The organism is Micromonospora sp. NPDC126480 (genome assembly GCF_040302465.1).
Taxonomy (GTDB): Bacteria; Actinomycetota; Actinomycetes; order Mycobacteriales; family Micromonosporaceae; genus Micromonospora.
This window is the reverse complement of record NZ_JBEORU010000001.1, coordinates 291,192-310,929: the sequence shown is the minus strand read 5'-3', so window position 1 is coordinate 310,929 and position 19,738 is coordinate 291,192. Positions and strand designations below refer to the sequence as shown.

16 protein-coding genes and 1 tRNA gene are annotated in these 19,738 nt (G+C 73.2%); 8 read left to right on the top strand and 9 right to left on the bottom strand.

Going from position 1 to position 19,738, the window contains the following annotated elements; all coding sequences use genetic code 11:
* The 5 genes from ABTW87_RS01460 to ABTW87_RS01440 are packed head-to-tail and all read left to right on the top strand — an operon-like array spanning position 1 to position 5,037.
* On the top strand, positions 1 to 1,431 hold the full coding sequence (locus ABTW87_RS01460) for an FtsK/SpoIIIE domain-containing protein (RefSeq protein WP_350647417.1): 1,431 nt from the start codon (positions 1 to 3) through the stop codon (positions 1,429 to 1,431).
* Entirely contained in the window at positions 1,428 to 2,012 is a 585-nt protein-coding gene (locus ABTW87_RS01455; RefSeq protein WP_350647415.1) for a DUF2637 domain-containing protein, read from the top strand. The genes ABTW87_RS01460 and ABTW87_RS01455 overlap by 4 nt, the downstream gene beginning before the upstream one ends.
* Positions 2,009 to 3,718: a replication initiator gene (locus ABTW87_RS01450; protein WP_350647413.1), complete on the top strand. Its 1,710-nt coding sequence runs from the start codon at positions 2,009 to 2,011 to the stop codon at positions 3,716 to 3,718. The genes ABTW87_RS01455 and ABTW87_RS01450 overlap by 4 nt, the downstream gene beginning before the upstream one ends.
* Positions 3,715 to 3,900: a helix-turn-helix transcriptional regulator gene (locus tag ABTW87_RS01445; RefSeq protein WP_350647411.1), complete on the top strand. Its 186-nt coding sequence runs from the start codon at positions 3,715 to 3,717 to the stop codon at positions 3,898 to 3,900. Before ABTW87_RS01450 ends, ABTW87_RS01445 begins: the two co-directional genes overlap by 4 nt.
* A gap of 3 nt (positions 3,901 to 3,903) precedes the next feature.
* Positions 3,904 to 5,037: a tyrosine-type recombinase/integrase gene (locus ABTW87_RS01440; protein ID WP_350647409.1), complete on the top strand. Its 1,134-nt coding sequence runs from the start codon at positions 3,904 to 3,906 to the stop codon at positions 5,035 to 5,037.
* 17 nt (positions 5,038 to 5,054) lie between these two features.
* On the opposite strand, the gene ABTW87_RS01435 is transcribed toward ABTW87_RS01440, so the two are convergent.
* Positions 5,055 to 5,128, bottom strand: a tRNA-Thr gene (locus ABTW87_RS01435).
* A 135-nt stretch (positions 5,129 to 5,263) separates the two neighbouring features.
* Between ABTW87_RS01435 and ABTW87_RS01430 the strand changes: the two genes are divergently transcribed.
* Positions 5,264 to 7,063, top strand: a complete 1,800-nt coding sequence (locus tag ABTW87_RS01430) for a metallophosphoesterase family protein (RefSeq protein ID WP_350647407.1) — start codon at positions 5,264 to 5,266, stop codon at positions 7,061 to 7,063.
* 74 nt (positions 7,064 to 7,137) lie between these two features.
* Here the strand turns inward: ABTW87_RS01430 and ABTW87_RS01425 are convergent, their stop codons facing one another.
* From ABTW87_RS01425 to tmk, 6 genes are all read right to left on the bottom strand, one after another.
* Positions 7,138 to 7,977, bottom strand: a complete 840-nt coding sequence (locus ABTW87_RS01425; RefSeq protein ID WP_350647405.1) for a PSP1 domain-containing protein — start codon at positions 7,975 to 7,977, stop codon at positions 7,138 to 7,140.
* Between the two features lie 291 nt (positions 7,978 to 8,268).
* Positions 8,269 to 8,946: a hypothetical protein gene (locus tag ABTW87_RS01420; RefSeq protein WP_350647403.1), complete on the bottom strand. Its 678-nt coding sequence runs from the start codon at positions 8,944 to 8,946 to the stop codon at positions 8,269 to 8,271.
* Positions 8,946 to 9,251: a hypothetical protein gene (locus tag ABTW87_RS01415; protein WP_350647401.1), complete on the bottom strand. Its 306-nt coding sequence runs from the start codon at positions 9,249 to 9,251 to the stop codon at positions 8,946 to 8,948. The genes ABTW87_RS01420 and ABTW87_RS01415 overlap by 1 nt, the downstream gene beginning before the upstream one ends.
* Before the next feature lies 1 nt (position 9,252).
* Entirely contained in the window at positions 9,253 to 9,582 is a 330-nt protein-coding gene (locus ABTW87_RS01410) for a YbaB/EbfC family nucleoid-associated protein (protein WP_350647399.1), read from the bottom strand.
* Between the two features lie 118 nt (positions 9,583 to 9,700).
* On the bottom strand, positions 9,701 to 10,966 hold the full coding sequence (locus ABTW87_RS01405) for a DNA polymerase III subunit delta' (protein ID WP_350647397.1): 1,266 nt from the start codon (positions 10,964 to 10,966) through the stop codon (positions 9,701 to 9,703).
* Positions 10,966 to 13,065, bottom strand: coding sequence for a dTMP kinase (gene tmk, locus ABTW87_RS01400; protein WP_350647599.1), 2,100 nt, complete (start codon positions 13,063 to 13,065; stop codon positions 10,966 to 10,968). Before tmk ends, ABTW87_RS01405 begins: the two co-directional genes overlap by 1 nt.
* A 348-nt stretch (positions 13,066 to 13,413) precedes the next feature.
* On the opposite strand from tmk, the gene ABTW87_RS01395 reads away from it, so the two are divergent.
* Positions 13,414 to 14,631 carry an alanine racemase gene (locus ABTW87_RS01395; protein ID WP_502891514.1) on the top strand — a complete coding sequence of 406 codons (1,218 nt, stop codon included), beginning with the start codon at positions 13,414 to 13,416 and terminating at the stop codon, positions 14,629 to 14,631.
* Between the two features lie 85 nt (positions 14,632 to 14,716).
* On the opposite strand, the gene ABTW87_RS01390 is transcribed toward ABTW87_RS01395, so the two are convergent.
* Positions 14,717 to 15,310, bottom strand: coding sequence for a TetR/AcrR family transcriptional regulator (locus tag ABTW87_RS01390; protein ID WP_350647597.1), 594 nt, complete (start codon positions 15,308 to 15,310; stop codon positions 14,717 to 14,719).
* A 225-nt stretch (positions 15,311 to 15,535) separates the two neighbouring features.
* On the opposite strand from ABTW87_RS01390, the gene ABTW87_RS01385 reads away from it, so the two are divergent.
* Positions 15,536 to 16,855 (top strand): D-arabinono-1,4-lactone oxidase, encoded by a 1,320-nt coding sequence (locus ABTW87_RS01385; RefSeq protein ID WP_350647393.1) that lies wholly within the window; start codon positions 15,536 to 15,538, stop codon positions 16,853 to 16,855.
* Positions 16,856 to 16,888: 33 nt separating this feature from the next.
* On the opposite strand, the gene topA is transcribed toward ABTW87_RS01385, so the two are convergent.
* Positions 16,889 to 19,696 carry a type I DNA topoisomerase gene (gene topA, locus ABTW87_RS01380; protein ID WP_350647391.1) on the bottom strand — a complete coding sequence of 936 codons (2,808 nt, stop codon included), beginning with the start codon at positions 19,694 to 19,696 and terminating at the stop codon, positions 16,889 to 16,891.
* Positions 19,697 to 19,738 lie beyond the last annotated feature (42 nt).

Here is a 19,738-nt window from a genome sequence, read left to right as displayed (position 1 = left end):
ATGCCTCTGGTGAACGTGATCCGGGGTGAGCGGATCGATCCCGCTCCGATCAACGTGCGGACCCCGTTCGTGCGCATCCCGCTCTGGCTCGCCCTGTCCTGGTGGACCCTCAAGGCGCTCGGCCGCCTGGTCGTGGTCCTCGTCCGCTTCTGGTACGTCACCGGGCCGGCGGTGTTCTTCGGCTGGCTCTACCTGCGGTGGGGTTGGGCCGGCCCGGCTGGCGTCGTCGGCGGTACCACCGCTCTGTTGGCCGGCTGGGGGTTCGGGCACCGGCCCAGCTTTCTGCGGTTCGCGTGGTGGCCGGCGCTATCGCGGTTCCGACGGTGGCTGTACCGGCGAAACTGGCACGCGGCGATGGTCACCGCGAAGCTGGCCGTCTCATTCGACGCCCACACCGTCCTGCCCGTCCTGCGCCGCGTCCGGTGCGCGGCCGGCGTCGATGTGGTGACGGTGCGGATGGTCACCGGCCAGATCCCCGACGACTTCGCCAAGGTCGCCGAAAGGTTGGCGCACACGTTCGGTGTCCGGCAGGTCAAAGCCGTCCCCGGCCCGCGCCCCGAGCTGGTGCTGCTGCACCTGTTCCGGGGTGACCCCCTCGCCAAGCTGGTCCGGCCGCTGCCCGTGCCGGCGGTGCCGGACTTCACCGCCCTACCGGTCGGCCAGCAGGAAGACGGCGAGGTCTACCCGCTGCGGCTGTTCGGCACTCAGGTCCTGGTCGTGGGCGCCACGGGCGCGGGGAAGGGCTCGGTTATCTGGTCCGTGGTCCGCTCGCTGGCGGCCGGGGTCACGTCGGGGCTGGTGCAGCTGTGGGGCCTGGACCCGAAGGGCGGGATGGAGCTGGGCATCGGTGCGCCGATGTTCGCCCGGTTCGCCTGCAAGGACTACCCCGCCATGGCGGAACTGATCGAAGAGGCTGCCGCCGTGGCGCGGGAACGCGCGAGCAAGCTGCGCGGCCGGACCCGCCAGCACATCCCCACCGCCGATGAGCCGCTGATCGTCCTCGTGATTGACGAGCTGGCGAACCTGACCGCGTACCTGACCGACCGGCAGCTCAAGGACCGGATCAAGGCCGCCCTGTCCATCCTGCTGTCCCAGGGCCGGGCGGTCGGCGTGCACGTGGTCGCCGCGATTCAGGACCCGCGCAAGGAGGTGCTGCCGTTCCGGGACCTGTTCCCCACCCGCATCGGCCTCCGCCTGGCCGAAGCCGCCCAGGTCGACCTGGTGCTTGGTGACGGGATGCGCGACCGGGGCGCGCTGTGCGACCGGATCCCGCAGTCCCTGCCCGGTGTCGGGTTCGTGGTCATCGACGGGGACCCGACCCCGATGCGGGTCCGGTTCTCCTACCTGACCGATGACGAGATCCGCGACATGGCGCAGACCTACGGCCGGCTGCGCGTCATCGACGGTGAAGTCCTGGACGGTGCCGCATGAAGCCCCACCCGACCAACACCCGTGCGGAGCGGGTGGAGGGCCTGGTCCTGGTCGCCATCCTCCTCACAGTCGCCGGCTTCGCCGGGGCCGCCTCGTTCACCCACGTCAAAGACTGGACCCTCGACAACAGTCCACCCGGCACCGGGGCATGGTTCGGCTGGGCCAACGCCGTCATCAGCGAACTCGTCCCGGTCGCCGCCCTGCTCACCATCCGGCGTCGACGCCGCACTGGCGGGCCGATCGGCTACCCGATGTTCCTGCTCGTCGCCGCCGTCGCCCTGTCCCTGGCCGCGCAGCTCGCCGTGGCCAAGCCCGGCCTGTCCGGCTGGCTGCTCTCGGCCGTGCCGGCGCTGGCGTTCATCGGCCTGTCCAAGCTCGTCCTCACCACCGCACCCACCCCGCCGCCGGCCGACGAACCACCCGCCGCCCCGGCTGCGCCGACCGCCGCCGCGCCGGCTGCTCCGGAGCCGCTCGCCGTGGTCCCGGTCGACTCTGTCCGCCCGGCCCCGGTTGCCCCGGTTCCGCCGGCCGTGTTCGCCCGCCGTAACGGCACTCCGTTGACTCGGGAGGTGAGCCGATGACCCTCACTCCGACGCTGCCCGGCCTCGACCCCACCACCCAGGGGCCCCGGCCGGGCTCGCGGGCCGCCCGCATGCTCATGCCCCGCTCCGTCGACGTCGTCAAAGACCTCGCCGCCGACTACGGCGTCTGCACCCGACCCGTCTCCCTGCGCCGCACCGACCTCGACACCGGCCAAACCGAAGTCATCGACCTGCCCTGCGGCGCCACCCAAGAGAGCAAGTGCCCGGCCTGCGCCACCCGCGCCCGGAAGCTGCGACAGCAACAGATCCGGGAAGGCTGGCACCGCGCCGACGAACCCGACCCCGGCCCCGCCCCGGCCACCGAAGCGCAGAAGGCGCTGATCGTCGTCCGCGCGCACCTCGAGTTCGCCCGCGACGAAGCCGTCCGGGCCGGGCAGTGGGACCAGGTGGCCGATCTGGACGACGCGATCGGCGAGTTGGATGCCCAGATCACCACCGAGGGCATGCGCGGCCGGCCCGCGCCTCCGCACGCCACCGACGACGACCAGGGCGATGGGAAGCGGCGGGTGCGCTCGACCAAGCGCCGGCAGGACGCCCCCGACCTACCCCGCCTGCCCGTCGAGAACCGGACCCTTGGCCGCACCTACGAGGGCCGCGACGGGACCGTGTTCCGGCCGTCGATGTTCCTCACCCTCACCCTCGACTCCTACGGCCGCGTCTACTCCGACGGGACACCCGTCGACCCCGACAGCTACGACTACCGGCGGGCCGCGTGGGACGCGGTGCACTTCCCCCGGCTGCTCGATCGGTTCTGGCAGAACCTGCGCCGCGCGGTCGGCTGGAACGTCCAATACGCCGGAGCCGTCGAGCCGCAACGCCGACTGGCCCCGCACGCGCACTTCGCCATCCGGGGCACCATCCCCCGCGCCCTGATCCGGCAGGTCGCCGCCGCCACCTACCACCAAGTGTGGTGGCCCTCGGTCGAGCACCGCGTCTACCAACCGACCGACGCCCCGCAGTGGAACCCCGACGCGGGCGGCTACGTCGACCCGGCCACCCGGCGGCTGCTGCCGTCGTGGGATGACGCCCTGGACCTCCTCGACGCCGACCCCGACGCCCAACCCGTGCACATCGTCCGCTTCGGCGTCCAGGTCGACGCCAAGGGCGTCCTCGCCGGGACGAAGGATGCCGACCGGTGCGTCGGCTACATCACCAAGTACCTGACCAAGCAGGCCGCCGACTGCCACCAGGTCACCACCGGCCGGCAGCGGGCGCACCTGGAACGGCTCTGGCAGGAGCTGCGGCACACCCCGTGCTCGGAGCGGTGCGCGAACTGGCTGCTCTACGGCGTCCAACCCAAGAAGGCCCGACCGGGACTCAAGCCGGGCAACTGCAAGAACAAAATCCACAAGCGCGACACCCTCGGCATCGGCGGCCGACGCGTCCTCATCAGCCGCCAGTGGTCCGGCAAAACCCTCGCCGACCACCGCGCCGACCGCCGCGAATGGGTCAAGGCCCTGCTCGGCGTCACCACCGACGCCGCCACCGCACCGGCCGGCGGGGAGCAACGGCACGCGTGGGAACTCGCCCGGCCCACAGACCCCGACGTGCCGCCCCTCGGGCACCGGGTCCTGCGGGCGATATCCGAACGCATCCAATGGCGCACCCAGCTCGACGCCGCCAGACGCGACCAGGCACCACCCGATGTTTCGGCAACTTCGACCGTCCAGGAGGGAGCAGCATGAAGGCACGCACGATCGAACCGCTCTGGACGGCTGAGGACGTGTCGACGTTCCTTGGTGTGCCGGTGAGCACCCTCTACCAGTGGCGGTACCGCCGGATCGGGCCACGGGCGTCTAGGGTGGGCCGGCACCTGCGCTATGACCCGGCCGACGTGCGGGCCTGGCTCGCAAAGCAGGCGGGGTAGCCGGTGAGCGTTGAGAAGCGGCCCAATCGGAAGTGGCGGGCTCGGGTCCGGGACGCGTCCGGCAAGGAGCACGCTCGCCACTTCGACCGGAAGTCGGACGCCGAGCGGTGGGAGGCGGCGACCAAGGCGGCCATCTCGCGGGGCGACTGGATCGACCCAGCTCGGGCTCGGGTGACGGTGGGCGCCTGGGCCACGCAGTGGATGGCGGCTCAGGTGCAGCTCAAGCCATCGACTCGCGCCCGGTACGAGCTGGCGCTACGCCGGCAGGTCCTCCCGACGTGGGACGACATACCGCTTTCGGCAGTCTCGTACGCGGAGGTTGCGGCCTGGGTTCAGCGGCTCACCGCGTCCGGGCTCGCGCCGGCCACGGTCCGGTACGCGCACCGGGTCTTGTCGCTGGCCCTGGCTCACGCCGTGGGCGATGGTCGCATGTCCCGGAATCCGGCAGAGGGTGTGCGACTGCCTCGGGTGGTGCGGGAGGAGCCGGTGTTCCTCGACCACGACCAGGTGGCGACGCTCGCGGACGCGTGCGGGCGCTACGGGTTGCTGGTGCGGTTCCTGGCCTACACCGGGTTGCGGTGGGGTGAGGCGTCGGCGTTGCGGGTGTCGCGGCTGGATCTGCTGCGGCGTCGGGTGACGGTGGCCGTGGCGTTCGCGGAGGTTGGCGGGGAGCTGGTGGAGGGCACGCCGAAGAACCACCAGCGGCGGTCGGTGCCGATTCCGCGTTTCCTCGTCGAGGAGCTGGCCGCGCACGTCGCCGGCAAGCGCCGCGACGAGCTGGTGTTCACCGCGCCCAACGGCGGCCCGCTGCGCAACACCAACTTCCGGACGCGGGTCTTCGGTCCGGCAGCGGCTTCGGTCGGGCTGGCCGGGCTCACGCCTCACGACCTGCGGCACACGGCGGCGAGCCTGGCCGTGGCGGCGGGGGCGAACGTCAAGGCGGTGCAGCGGATGCTCGGGCACGCCTCGGCGTCGATGACGTTGGACGTGTACGCGGGCCTGTTCGGTGACGACCTGGACGCCGTTGCTACCCGGCTGGACGAGGCGGTCGCGGCGCGGGATGCGGACTATTTGCGGACTGGCACGGCCGGCGGCGAGGTTGTCGACCTTGGGAAACGGCGAAGCCCAGGCCGTTGACCTGGGCTTTCTCACCGAGCCGCCTGACGGAATCGAACCGTCGACCTACGCATTACGAGTGCGTCGCTCTAGCCGACTGAGCTAAGGCGGCAACGATCAGCAAGTGTACGCCACCCGCCGCGTACCGCCGAACGGGATCCCCGCCGCCCGTACCGAGCCGGACACACCGCCCGTTCGGACGCCCACCGGACAGCGCCGCCGGCCACTGCGCACTACGCTCCGGCGGATGACGGACGATCATCCCTCCGGATCGCCGGACGGCAACACCACCCCGCCCGAGCCGGGCGGCAACACCACCGGCGGCCCGCACGCCAGTGAGGCGGCCGGTGGCCGGCCGGCGCGGCGGCCACGGAGCACCGACCCCATCGAGCTGGGCTTCACCCCGCGCAAGCCGGTGCCGTGGCTGGCGCCGTTCCTGCTGATCAGCACCGGCATCCGTACGCTGCTGGCGCTGCTCTTCGGGGCGTACCTGGACAAGCGGGAGCTGCAGAACGCCCTCGACGCGAAGATCGCGAAGCAGGTCGGGCCGGACGGCGGGCTCTGGCTGGACTACGTTGCCGACCTGGGCGACGGTTTCAACGCCACGTACTCGGTCGCGTACCTGCTCGCCCAGCGCGAGTTGGAGGTGGACGGCCACCGCCTGCCCCGCGCGCAGGTGCTGGTGATGGGCGGCGACCAGGTCTATCCGTCGGCGGCCTTCGAGGCGTACGAGGACCGCTGCAAGGGCCCCTACCAGGCCGCGCTGCCGGTCACCCCGCCCGAGCGGCCGACGCTGTTCGCGGTCCCCGGCAACCACGACTGGTACGACGGTCTCACCGCGTTCCTGCGCCTGTTCGTCCGGTCCCGGGACCGGCACTTCGGGGGCTGGTGCACCGGGCAGTCCCGGTCGTACTTCGCCGTGGAGCTGCCGGCCGACTGGTGGCTGCTCGGCCTGGACGACCAGTCCGGCTCGTACCTCGACGACCCGCAGCTCACCTACTTCGACGCGGTGGCGGAGCGGCTGGGGCCGCAGAGCCAGGTGATCCTGGCCGTGCCGGCGCCCATGTGGGTCAAGGCCGTCGACCACCCCACGGCGTACGACTCGATCGACTACTTCATCCGCACGATCGTCGCGCCGACCGGGGCGCAGGTGAAGCTGCTCATCTCCGGCGACCTGCACCACTACGCCCGGTACGCGGGCCCGGACCGCCAGCTGATCACGTGCGGTGGCGGCGGCGCGTACCTCTACCCCACGCACAAGCTGCCGGAGCGGATCGAGGTGCCGCCGAAGGACACGCTGGCCCGGCGGGCGAGCACCTCCCAGACGTACGACCTGGCGGGTTGCTACCCGGACGCGGCGCGTTCCCGGCGGTACGCCTGGGGCATCTTCCCGCGGCTGCCGCTGCGCAACCCGGGTTTCACCACCCTGCTCGGCACCCTGCACACGCTGCTGATGCTGGCGATGGCCGGGGTGGTCACGAACCCCGACGGCACCGAGCAGCGGCTGTTCAGCGTGCCACTGGTGGCGATGCTGCTGGTGACCCTGCTCGGCGCCGCGTTCTTCGCCAAGCCGCCCAGTTCCGGCGGCAAGCGGCACGTCCGGCACTGGATCCTCGGTGTGGGGCACGGGCTGGCCCAGGTGGGGTTGGCGGCGGCGGGCACGTGGGCGTGGCTGGCCCTGCCGTTCCACGACTGGCAGTGGCCGCTGTCGACGGTCGCCGCGGTGGTTCTGTACGGTCCGGTGAGCGGGCTGGTGGCGAGCCAGTTGGTGGCGGCGTACCTGCTGGTGGCCGGCGCGTTCGGGGTCAACGTGAACGAGCTGTTCGCCGGCCAGGGCATCGAGGACTCGAAGGCCTTCCTCCGCCTACGGATCGACCCGGACGGCACCTTGACGCTCTACCCGATCGGCATCGACCGCGTGTCCCGCGACTGGCAGATCAACCCCGACCTTTCCCCGGAGTCCTCCTGGCTGACCCCGCGCGGCCCCTTGACCCCCCGCCTGGCCGAGCCCCCGGTGGTCGTGGGACGGGCCGCCGAGTCGCGTTGATCAAGAGGTTTTCGTCCTCGGCGAGCCGGGCTGGCGACGAAAACCTCTTGATCAACAAGGGTGGGGCGGCGCGTTCAGCTGGGGTTGTAGTGGGCGTCGTGGGCCTGGCGGGGGGCGCAGACGGAGGCGCGGCTGCACGAGCAGCGCGAGCCGTCCGCGTCCAGGCGGACGGTCACCGCGTCTCTCGGGACGCTGTGGCCGACGACCCGCCCCTCCCCTTCCGGAGTGGTGACGCGGGTGCCGATCGCCGGGGCGGACTCCTGGAACTTCGCGTACAGGGGATGCTCGTACTTGAGGCAGCACATGAGCCGGCCGCACGCGCCGGAGATGCGCAGCGGGTTGAGCGGCAGATCCTGGTCCTTGGCCATCCGGATGGTCACCGGTTCGAAGTCGGTCAGGAACGTCGCGCAGCACAGGTCCCGGCCGCAGGAACCGATCCCGCCCTGCACCCGGGCGGAGTCGCGGGCGGAGAGCTGGCGCAGCTCGACCCGGCAGTGCAGCGTCGCGCCGAGGTCCCGGACCAGCGACCGGAAGTCCACCCGGTGCGGGGCGGTGAAGTAGATGGTGCTCCGCTCGCCGCCCTCCGCGCCGCCGAGCACGTGGTCCACGGCCACCACCTTCATCGGCAGGCCATGCTCCCGGATCAGGCGCTTCGCCGCCACCTTCGCCTCGGCCTTGCGTCGCCGCAGGGCCTCGTCGCGGCGGAGATCCTCCTCCTGGGCCAGCCCGGCCAGCCGGGGGAACCCGTCGGTGTCGTCGGCGACCCACTGGGCGGCCCAGACGCACTCGGCCACCTCGGGCCCCTCGTCGGTGGGGACCAGCACCTTGTCGCCCACCTGGGGGCGGAGGTCACCGGGATCGAGGTAGTAGAGGCGCCCGTACCGGTGGAAACTGACCGCGCACAGCATGCCCATGCCCTCACCCTACGTCCCCCGGGGCGCCCCGGCCGGGCGGGCGTCGCGACTCGGCTACGCCATGCAGCCATCCATATCGATCGAATCGGCCGACCCGCTAACCGTCCCGCCGTCCCGATGTCCTCGCCCGGACGGCTGATTCCGTCGCCACGCACGGGACAAACGCCGTCGCACAGCGTTGAGTAGGAGCAGACCTGCGGGGGGTGCAGGGGATGGCCGCGGCGTCGCAGCCGGAGCCGGAGAACGGCTCACGAGCGCGACGCCGTGTGCCATGTAACGGCGGCCGTTGTCCTACCAGCCGATCCGGGTCGGGGTGTCGTACCGGGGCGGCTCGGCGGCCGGCGCCCGCCACCGGGACTCCACCAGGCTCGGCCCCCACTGCCGCAGGATCGTCTCCGCGCCGTCGTACGCGACGCACAGGACGGCGAGCACGCGCGCGGCTATCTCCGCGGCCTCCAGCCCGGCCGGGGCACGCGGGGCGGACACGGCGAGCGGCACCGAGGTCGCGGCGACCACCGCCACCGCCTCGGTGGACCGCAACACGTCCGCCAGGGCCCGCCCGAGGGCCCGGCGGCTGCCGTCCACCCAGTCGGCGAGCGCGTCGGCGTACCCGGCGGTCGACTCCAGGCGCCCCACCAGGCTCTCCGGCCCCTCGTCGAGGTGGTGCAGCAGCGTTGCGCGGGCCTCCCCGTACGCGGCGGCGGCCGCACCGGACCAGAGCACCGGATCGGTCAGGGCGTTGGACACCTCGTCGTACCCCCGGACCAGCCGGCGCACCGACCGGCCGGCGCCGGCCAGCGGCGCGGGGTGCAGGTCCAGGAAGGTCCGGACGGCCTCGCCGGGAAGCACCTGCATGCGGCGTAGCAGCGGCCAGACCCGGTGCCCCTCGGGTGCGCCGGCGGCGAGCAGGGTGTCGACGCGGCGCAGCAGGTCGAGGCCGGGCTCGGCGAGCCGGTCCAGCGGGTCCATCACGCCTCCCCGGCGAACCGCCGCTCAGCGGCCCGGTCGACGTCGGCGTAGCGGTCGGCGGTCTCGCGTACCGCGGACGCGGCGGCGGCCAGCCGCAGCGCGGCGGCGTACGCCTCGCGGGCGCGGTCACCGGTCGCGGTCGTCCACTGCCGGTGCAGGGCCCGCCCGATCTCACCGGGCCGCCCGGCGGCGTCGGCTCCGAAGGCGGCCTGCGCCGGGTCGGTGGCGGGGATCGCGCGGGACAGGCCGGCCAGCGTCTCGCTCGCCGCGTCCAGCCGGGCGGCGAGGGCGCGCAGCGTCTCCATCTCAGGCCCCCGTCAACGGGCGGTAGGCGGCGAACGTCTCGTTGTGCAGCTTCTCCCGCGCCCACTGTGCGGCGTCGGCCGCCGCGGTGACCGCGGCCTGCACGGAGCCGGCGACGTCGCGTGGGTGGCGGTTGTGCAGCGGGCCGAGGAAGCGCACGTCGGTGATCCGACCGCCGGCGGTGACCACCACCTCGACCAGCCCGTCCGGCGAGCGGACGGTGACCTCGACCGTCGTCACCGCCTGGTCGAACTCGGCCTGGAGAGACTCGATGCGGCGGTAGCGCCGTACCGCCTCCTCGATCCAGGCCTCGTCGATCTCCCCCCGCGGCATCGGCGGACTCCTCCCGGACGGATGTCACTCTGCGTGGCGTTACCGTCACCACGGCACACCGGACCGTACCGCACAGCAATTGCGCCTGTCGATGCCTGTGGACAGCCGGCCGGGGAGGTCAGCCCTTCCAGAGGGCGAGCATCATCGCCTCGACGGCGATCCGGGGCTTCACGTTCGCCTCGATCGCGGTGCGGCAGGCGAGGACGGCCTCCAGGCGGCGCAGCGCCCCCTCGGCCGCCCACTTTCGCGCCCCGGCCCCGGCGACCTCGGCGGTGTCGGTGTGCACCGGCTCGACCGGCGCGCCCAGCGCCATCGTGACGGCGTCCCGGTAGAAACCGGCGAGATCCACCAGGGCCCGGTCCAGGGCGTCCCGCTGCGCGCGGGTGGCCCGCGACTTCTGCCGCCGCTCCAGGTCCTTGAGCTGGCCGGCGGCACCCCGGATCGCGCCGGCCGCCCCCCGGCCGGTGCCACCGGCGCCCAGGGCCGTCTCCAGCGCTGCCCGCTCGGCCGCGTCCGTCTCCGCCACCGCCGCCTCGGCCTCCGCCTCGGCCGCCTCGATCAACGCGGAGGCCGCGTCGAAGGCGGCCCCGACGCCGGTCAGCCGGCGCGGCACCGCGAGCACCGCGTCCCGGCGCTTGCGCGCCTCCGGGTCGCGGGCCAGCCGCCGGGCCCGCCCGACGTGCCCCTGGGCCGCCGCTGCCGCCCACCGCGCCACGTCCGGCGCGATGCCGTCCCGCCGGACCAGCACCTCGGCCACCGCGTCCGCCGGAGGCTGCCGCAGCGGTACGACCCGGCAGCGCGACCGGATGGTCACCGAGATGTCGTCCGGGTGCGTGGACGGGGCGCAGAGCAGGAAGACGGTACGCGGCGGCGGCTCCTCGATCGCCTTCAGCAGGGCGTTGCCGGCGGCCTCGGTGAGCCGGTCCGCGTCCTCGATGACCACCACCTGCCACCGGCCGCCGGACGGGGTGCTGGCGGCGCGCAGCACCAGGGCCCGCATCTCGCTGACGCCGATCGAGAGTCCCTCGGGCACCACGAGGCGCACGTCGGCGTGGGTGCCGGCCATTGTCGTGTGGCAGCCGGGGCAGCTGCCGCAGCCGGTGCCGTGTACGCACTGCAGGGCGGCGGCGAAGGCGCGGGCGGCGACCGAGCGGCCGGAGCCGGGCGGCCCGGTGAAGATCCAGGCGTGGGTCATCCCGGCGCCGGGATCGCCCGCCGCGACGCCACCGGCGGCCGGGGCCACCTCGGCCTCGTCAGCGAGGGCCGCCAGGTCGTCCGGTCCCGCGGCGGCGGCGCGCAGCACCGCGGCGGCCGCCGAGGCGGCCCGGCGCAGGGTGCCGACCGCCTCGTCCTGGCCGACCAGGTCGGCGAAGACGTCCGGCATCAGGTCCGATGCTCCATCGTCACCAGCTCCGCGTCGGATAACTCGGGCTGGACCGAGGTGTCCGGGCCCTGCGCCGGGCGGGGGTGCGTGATGCCGCCCGGTGCGCCCAGCATCTCGTCGATCCGCCCGGCCACCGCGCCGGCGATCTCGTCGGCCCGGCGGGAGGCGTCCAGCACCAGGTAGCGCTTCGGGTCGGCGGCGGCGAGGTCGAGGAACGCGTACCGGACCCGCTCGTGGAAGCCGATCGACTCCGCCTCGAGGTGGTCCGGGTTCTCGCCACGGCTGGCCACCCGGGACAGCCCGGTGCGCGGGTCGACGTCGAGGAGCACCACCAGGTCGGGCTTGAGCCCGCCGGTGGCCCAGGACGAGAGCCAGGAGACCTCGTCGGCCGGGAGGGTGCGCCCCGCACCCTGGTAAGCCAGGGACGAGTCGACGTAGCGGTCACTGATCACCACGGCACCCCGGGCGAGCGCCGGCCGGACCACGGTGGCCACGTGGTGGGCCCGGTCGGCGGCGTACAGCAGTGCCTCGGCGCGCGGGGACGGCACCTCGGAGCCGGGTTGGCCGAGCAGCAGCGACCGGATCCGCTCGCCGACCGTGGTGGCGCCGGGTTCGCGGGTCACCACCACGTCCCAGCCCTGCTCACTCAGCCGGCCGGCGAGCAGGGCGAGCTGGGTGGACTTGCCGGCCCCCTCGCCGCCCTCGAAGACCACGAACAGCCCGGCGGAGACGAACGGCTCGGCCGGCATCAGCGGGCGTCCGCGTACCGAGCCCCACAGGTCGGCCAGCACCGGAACGCCCTTCTTGTCGTCCATCTGACCGAACGCGCTGATCCCGGCGAAGATGCCGGCGGCGCCGGCGGCGAGCAGCAGCAGCCGGGTGGAGGAGATCGACACCCCCAGGTCGGCGATCTCGAACCGGCGGGAGCCGCCGACACCGGCGAGCAGGCTGCTCAGCGCGATGGCCAGGATCAGCACCAGCCGGGTGCCGATCTGGACGACCGCGAAAACCCGGCCGCGCACCTCGTCGGCGATCTCGCCACCGAGCAGCGTGGTGCCGGCGAGGAAGGCCATGCCGGCGCCCGCGCCGACCAGGACGGCGCCGACCATGGCCATGGAGAGGTGGATGGCGAACGCCAGGGCCATCACCGCCGCGCTGGCGAGCACGATGCTCATGCCGAACCAGCGCCGCCGCGACATGTCCTTGACGATCATCGGGCCGAGCCCGATGCCGACCGCCAGACCGATGAAGATGGCACCGAACAGCAGGTAGAAGGCGGCGTCACCGGCGCCGAGCGAGTTGGCGAAGAACCGGGCGGTGCCGATCACGATGCCGCCGCCGGCGAACGCGCCGAAGATTCCCAGCACCAGCCCGCGGACCAACGGGGTCTGGCCGATGAACCGCCAGCCCTCCTTGAACTGGCGCAGCATGGTCTGCTCGGTGTGGCCCCGCTCGGCGGACGGGCCCTGACTGATCTCGCGGATGCCGTACGCCACCACGACGGCGGTCGCCAGCCGGGAGAGTGCGTTGAACCAGAGCGCGAGCTGGGCCGGCTCGGCCCAGTCCGGGGCGGCGCCGCCGGTGGCGGCCCGGACCGCGCCGTCCAGCGCGGCGAGCACGAGAGCGGCGACGACCGGGGTGAGACCGTACGTGGTGATCAGGGTGAGCTGGTTGGCCGCCTCGAGCCGGGCCCGGGGGATCAGGTTGGGGACCGCGGCCTCCTTGGCCGGGATCCACAGCAGGGTGATCGACTCGATCAGGAACGTGGCGATCGTGGCCCAGCCGACGACCACCGGGCCGCTGGCGCCCAGCACGGCGACGAGCGGGATCGAGGCGAACAGCACGAACCGCAGCACGTCGCAGATGACCATCGTCCACCGCCGGTCGAACCGGTCGGCGAGCACGCCGGCGATCGGCCCGAGCACGAGCGCGGGCAGCAGCCGGATCGCGATGACCGTGCCGAACGCGGCACCCTTCGCGGTGCTCCCCTCGACCTGGGAGGCCGCGAAGACGGAGGTGGCGAGCAGGCCGAACCAGTCGCCGAACGAGGCCGCGCCGAGCACGATCCAGAGCCGCCGGAACGGGCGGATGCGCAGCACCGAGCGAATGGCGGCGTAGCCGGAGTGGTCCGGCTGCGCGGCGGCCTGCCCGCCGGACGCGGACGGGCCGGGCTGGCCACCCGAGGTCGGGTCGGCCTGGGCACCGGACGGGACGGGCTGGGCTCCGGACGGCGACACGCCGGGCGACTCGCCGTTCTGCTGGTTTTCGATGGCCGTACCTCCACGTGGCGGCCCATCGCTGGGCAGTCCCGGTGCAACACTCTAGACCCGACGGGGAGCCTCCCCGCCGTGACATTCTCCTGCTCGCCGAGCCTAGGCCGCCGGGACCACCGCCGTCAGCTCGCCCGGACGCGAGGGTATTTCGCATTGACCCGTTTGACGGCTAGCGTGCACGACGTGGCCACCGACAGCACCGACCTCCGTGGTCGACTCGACCGGGCAACCGCGCACCTCGACCCGCCGTACGCGGTGGTCGACCTGGCGGCGTTCGACGCCAACGCCGCCGCACTCGCCGACCGGGCCGCCGGAAAGCCGGTCCGCGTCGCCAGCAAGTCGGTACGCTGCCGGGAGCTGATCTCCCGTGCCCTGGCCGAGCCCGGCTGGCACGGCGTGATGGCGTTCACCCTGCCGGAGGCGCTCTGGCTGGTCCGCGGCGGCGTGACCGACGACGCGCTGGTGGCGTACCCCACGGCCGACCGCGCCGCCCTCGCCGAACTGGCCGGCGACCCGGCGCTCGCCGCCGCGGTGACCCTGATGGTCGACGGCACCGACCAGCTCGACCTGGTGGACGCGGTGTGCGCTCCCGGCCGGCGGGCCGAGCTGCGGGTCTGCCTCGACCTGGACGCCTCGTGGCGGCCACTCGGCGGAAAGGTGCACGTCGGCGTCCGCCGCTCGCCGGTGCACAGCGCCCGGGCGGCCGGCGCGCTCGCCGCCACCATCGCCGCCCGGCCCGGCTTCCGGCTGGTGGGGCTGATGGCGTACGAGGCGCAGATCGCCGGTCTGGGCGACGCGCCGCCGGGGCGCGCGCTGCTCGGCGCGGCGATCCGGCTGGCCCAGCGCGGGTCGTACCGGGAACTGCTGGCGCGCCGCGGCGCGGCGGTGGCCGCCGTCCGCGAGCACGCCGAACTGGAGTTCGTCAACGGCGGTGGCACCGGCAGCGTGGCCGCCACCAGCGCCGATCCCGCGGTCACCGAGGTCACCGCGGGATCGGGCCTGTACGGGCCGACGCTGTTCGACGCCTACCGGGCCTGGCGCCCCACCCCGTCGGCGTACTTCGCGTGCGCGGTGGTCCGCCGTCCGGCGCCCGGCTACGCCACCGTGCTCGGCGGCGGCTGGATCGCGTCCGGCCCGGCCGAGCGGAGCCGCCTGCCCCGCCCGGTCCTGCCGGCCGGCCTCGAACTGGTCGGCACGGAGGGCGCCGGTGAGGTGCAGACCCCGCTGACCGGCCGGGCGGCCGGGGCGCTGCGGGTCGGCGACCGGGTCTGGTTCCGGCACGCCAAGGCCGGCGAGCTCGCCGAGCACGTCAACGAACTGCACCTGGTGGCGGGGGACGCCGTCGTGGCGACCGTCCCCACCTATCGCGGCGAGGGTCGGGCGTTCCTCTGAGTCGCCGGCGGCGGGACCGGGTCGATCCGGTCCCGCGTCCGCCGACCGGGCCGGTTGCGGGCGGTCCGGGCAGGTCGGACGCCGGTCAGGCCGGTTGGGCCAGCTCGGCCGGCGGGGCCGCGCCCTCCCGGGCGTCGACCTGCCGGTGCAGGTACTCCCGGATGAGCGCCTTCGCCTCGGTGAGCACCCGGTCGTCGCCCTCGGGCCGGCGGCGGAACGCCAGCTTGATGAGCGCGTCGGCGGCCTCGACGGCGATCTCGAGGTGGAACCGGAGCTCCGGGACGTCGGTGAGCCCGAAGCGTTCGGTGAGGACGCGGGCCAGCTGATCCGCGATCACCCCGTTGTTGTCCCGCTGCTCATCGAGCAGGTGCAGGTCGACCACGTCGCCGAAGTGCAGGGTACGGAACCCCGGGACAGTACGGTGCATCGTGATGTACTCGTCGATCGCCGCGTCGACGCCGTCCCACCAGTGGGTCAGGTCGTCCGAGGCGAACCGCTCGTCGAGCCGCTGGAGGTAGGACTCCATCGTGCGCAGGGTCAGCGCCTGCACGATCGCCCGCTTGTCCGGAAAGAACTGGTAGACCGACCCGATCGCCACCTCGGCACGCTCGGCGAGCAGAGTCGTGGTCAGCCCTTCGTACCCCACCTCGTCGACGAGCTCGGCGCAGGCGTCCAGCATCCGCTGGACCCGCGCGACACTTCGACCCTGCACCGGTACGCGGCGCAGCGGCCCGGTCGTGGCGGCTGGTGTGGACACTCGGCGCCACCCCCCTTCGACGGATGAACATATCTGCACGTCACGAGTCTGTGACTACCGGTACAACGAGCGGACCTGGATTGCGGTATTTACCAGGTACAACGTTCCTGATATGAAGTCAGTTCATATTCATGTCGAGGAGTGTTCATGGCCGCAACCACACCCTCCGTAACCGCCGGCTGGTCCAACTGGGCCGGCAACCAGCGTGCCACCGCCACCGCCGTCCTGCGGCCCACCTCCGCCGCCGAGGTCGCCGAGGCGGTACGGGCGGCCGCCGCGGGCGGAGAGCGGATCCGCGCGGTCGGCAGCGGCCACTCCTTCACCGCCGTCGCCCTGACCGACGGTCGTCGGATGGAGCTGGCGGACCTGGACACCGGCGTACGGGTCGACGTCGATCGCCGACTGGTCACCGTACCCGCCGGGACCACGTTGCGCGCACTCAACCGGCTGCTCGCCGGGCACGGGCTGGCGCTGCCCAACCTCGGCGACATCGACGCGCAGACCGTCGCGGGTGCGATCTCGACCGGCACCCACGGCACCGGTGCCGGGTACGGCTGCCTCGCCACGTTCGTCGAGGCGCTCACCCTGGTCACCGGCACCGGCGAGGTGCTGCGCTGCTCGGCCGACGAGCACCCCGACGTGCTCGCCGCCGCCCGGGTCTCCCTCGGGGCGCTGGGTGTGCTGGTCGACGTGACCCTGCGCTGCGTGGACGCGTTCGTGCTGCTCGCGCACGAGCGGCCGGCGCCGCTGGACACGGTCCTCGCCGGCCTGCCCGGCCTCGTCGCCGCCCACGACCACGTCGAGTTCTACTGGTTCCCGTACACCGAGCGGGTGCAGGTCAAGAGCAACGACCGGGTGCCCGTCGACGACCGGCCGCTGCCCCGCTGGCGCGGCTGGCTCGACGACGAGTTCCTCGCCAACACCGTCTTCGCCGGGGCCTGCCGGCTGGGCCGCGCCGTGCCGGCGCTCGCCCCGACCATCAGCGCCGTCTCGGCGCGGGCGCTCACCGAGCGCCGCTACACCGGCCGCTCCGACACGGTCTTCTGCACGCCACGCCGGGTCCGCTTCGTGGAGATGGAGTACGCGCTGCCCCGCGACGCCCTCGTGCCGGCCCTGGACGCGCTGCGCCGCATCGTCGAAGGGCTGCCGTTCAAGGTGCTCTTCCCGGTGGAGGTGCGCTTCACCGCGGCCGACGACGTGTGGCTGTCCCACGGCCACGGCCGGGACTCCGCGTACATCGCGATCCACCAGTACGTGGGAGCGCCGTACGAGCCGTACTTCCGCGCCTTCGAGGAGGTGGCCGAAGGGCTGGGCGGCCGGCCCCACTGGGGCAAGCTGCACTGGCGCGACGCCGCGTCGCTGGCGCCCGCGTACCCCCGGTGGGCCGACTTCCAGGCCGTCCGCGACCGGCTCGACCCGCACCGCGTCTTCGCGTCCCCCCACCTCGACCGCGTCCTCGGCGCCTGACGGCAGGAACCGGTCACGGCGCGCCGGGCGGCGTCACTCGGTGGTCGCGGTGGCCTTCTTCGGGGCCGCCTTCTTGGCGGGCGTCGCCTTGGCGGTAGCCGTCTTCTTCGTCGCCTTGGCGGCCGCGGCCGTCTTCTTCGCCGCCGTCGCCTTCTTGGCCGGGGCGGCCTTCTTGGCCGCCTTCTTGCGCGGCGCCGGACCCTTCGCCCGCTTCTCGGCGAGCATCTCCGACGCCTCCTCCAGGCTCAGCGCCTCCGGGGTCTGGCCGCGCCGCAGCGACGCGTTGGTCTCCCCGTCGGTCACATACGGCCCGAACCGCCCGTCCTTGATGACCAGCGGCTTCTCGGTCACCGGGTCGGCGCCCATCTCCCGCAGCGGGGGCGCGGCAGCCCGGCGCTGGCGGGTCTTCGGGGCGGCGAGCAGGGCCAGCGCCTCGTCGAGCGTGACCGTGAACATCTTGTCCTCGGAGTCCAGCGACCGGAACTCCTCGCCCCGCTTGACGTACGGGCCGTAGCGGCCGTTGTTGGCGAGGACCTCGTTGCCCTCCGGGTCCACGCCGACCAGCCGGGGCAGGCTGAGCAGCTTGAGCGCCTCGTCGAAGGTGAGCGTGTCCGGCGACTGCGAGCGCAGCAGCGAGGACTTGCGCTCGCCGCTGGCCACGTAAGGGCCGAACCGGCCGGACTTGAGCAGGATCGGCTCCCCGGTGGCCGGGTCGTCGCCGAGCTTGCGCTCGCCACCGCCGCCGAGGAACAGCTCGTGCACCTTCTCCGGGGTCAGCTCGTCCGGCGCGAGGCCCTCCGGGATCGGCGCGCGGTCGCCCTGGCCGCCGCCCTCCTCGCCCTCCGCCGCGGGCGCGGGCTGCTCACCGGGGACCGCCCGCTGCAGGTACGGCCCGTACCGGCCGACCCGCACCACCACCTCACGCCCCTCGTCGTCGGTGAACAGCGGGATCGAGTTGACGCTGCGCGCGTCGATGTCGCTCAGGTTCTCGGTGACCAGCTTCTTCAGCCCGCCGGAGCGGGCGATGTCCTGGTCGCCGGCGCCGTTGGTGGTGCCGAAGTAGAACGCGGTGAGGAAGTCGACCGCCGCGTGGTCGCCGCCGGCGATCTCGTCCAGCTCGTTCTCCATGCTGGCGGTGAAGTCGTAGTCGATCAGGCGCGGATAGTGCCGCTCCATCAGCCCGACCACCGCGAACGCCAGGAACGACGGGATCATCGCCTGGCCGCGCTTGAAGACGTACCCCCGGTCCTGGATGGTCTGCATGATCGACGCGTACGTCGACGGCCGGCCGATGCCCAGCTCCTCCAGCGCCTTGACCAGCGAGGCCTCCGTGTAGCGGGCGGGCGGCTGGGTGTGGTGGCCCTGCGCGGCCAGCTCGTCGGCGGTGAGCGGCTGGTCCTTCACAAGCGTCGGCAGGCGGCGCTCGGCGTCCTCCGCCTCGGCGTTTTCGTCGTCGCTGGACTCCACGTACGCCCGCAGGAAGCCCGGGTCGGTGATGGTCTTGCCGGTGGCGCCGAAGTCGGCCTCCTCGCCGCCGGCCGTGGTCGCCCGGATCCGCACCGACACGCTGGAGCCGACCGCGTCGGTCATCTGCGAGGCGATGGTGCGCCGCCAGATCAGCTCGTAGAGCTTGTACTCCTCGACCGACAGCTCGTTGCGCACCTCGCCGGGGGTGCGGAAGTTGTCGCCCGCCGGGCGGATCGCCTCGTGCGCCTCCTGCGCGTTCTTCACCTTGCCGGTGTAGCGGCGGGGCTCCGGCGGGACGCTGCGCTCGCCGTACAGCTCGACGATCTGCCGCCGGGCCGCCGCGATGGCGGTCTCCGACAGGTTCACCGAGTCGGTACGCATGTAGGTGATGTAGCCGTTCTCGTAGAGCCGCTGCGCCGTGCGCATCGTCTGCTGCGACGAGAACCGCAGTTTGCGGGCCGCCTCCTGCTGGAGGGTGGAGGTGATGAACGGCGCGTACGGGCGACGCCGGTAGGGCTTCTCCTCGACCCGGGTGACGGTGAACGGCCGGCCCTCCAGCCGGGCGGCCAGCCCGCGCGCCCCGCTCTCGTCGAGGTGGACCACACCGGCACCCGGTCGCACCCGGCCGGTGGTCGGCTCGAAGTCCTTGCCGGTGGCGATCCGGTCACCGTTCAGCGCGACCAGGGTGGCGTTGAAGGTGCGCGGCCCCTCGCCGGCCTTCTCGACGGCCAGCGTGGCGAGGACGTCCCAGTACTCGGCGGTGCGGAACGCCATCCGCTGCCGCTCCCGCTCGACCACGATGCGGGTCGCCACCGACTGCACCCGGCCCGCCGAGAGCTTCGGCATGACCTTCTTCCACAGCACGGGCGAGACCTCGTAGCCGTACAGGCGGTCGAGGATCCGTCGGGCCTCCTGCGCGTCGACCAGGTCCCGGTCGATCTCGCGCGGGTTCGCGACGGCGGCCTGGATCGCCGGCTTGGTGATCTCGTGGAAGACCATCCGCTTGACCGGCACCTTGGGCTTGAGGGTCTCCACGAGGTGCCAGGCGATGGCCTCGCCCTCGCGGTCCTCGTCCGTCGCCAGGAAGATCTCGTCGACCTCCTTGGCGAGCTTGGTCAGCTTGCTGATCTGCTGCCTGCGGTCGGGCGACACGACGTAGAGGGCGTGGAAGCCGTTGTCGACGTCGACACCGAGCCGGGCCCACGGCTCGCCCTTGTACTTCGCCGGCACGTCGGCGGCGTTGCGCGGAAGGTCGCGGACGTGCCCGAAGCTGGCCTCCACGACGTACCCCGGGCCGAGGTAGCCCGAGATCGTCTTGGCCTTCGCCGGTGACTCGACGATGACCAGACGGGTGGTTCCAGCGTTGCTCGGCACGTCTCTCCCTGACCTAACTCCTGCTCACGACCGCTCCGGTGC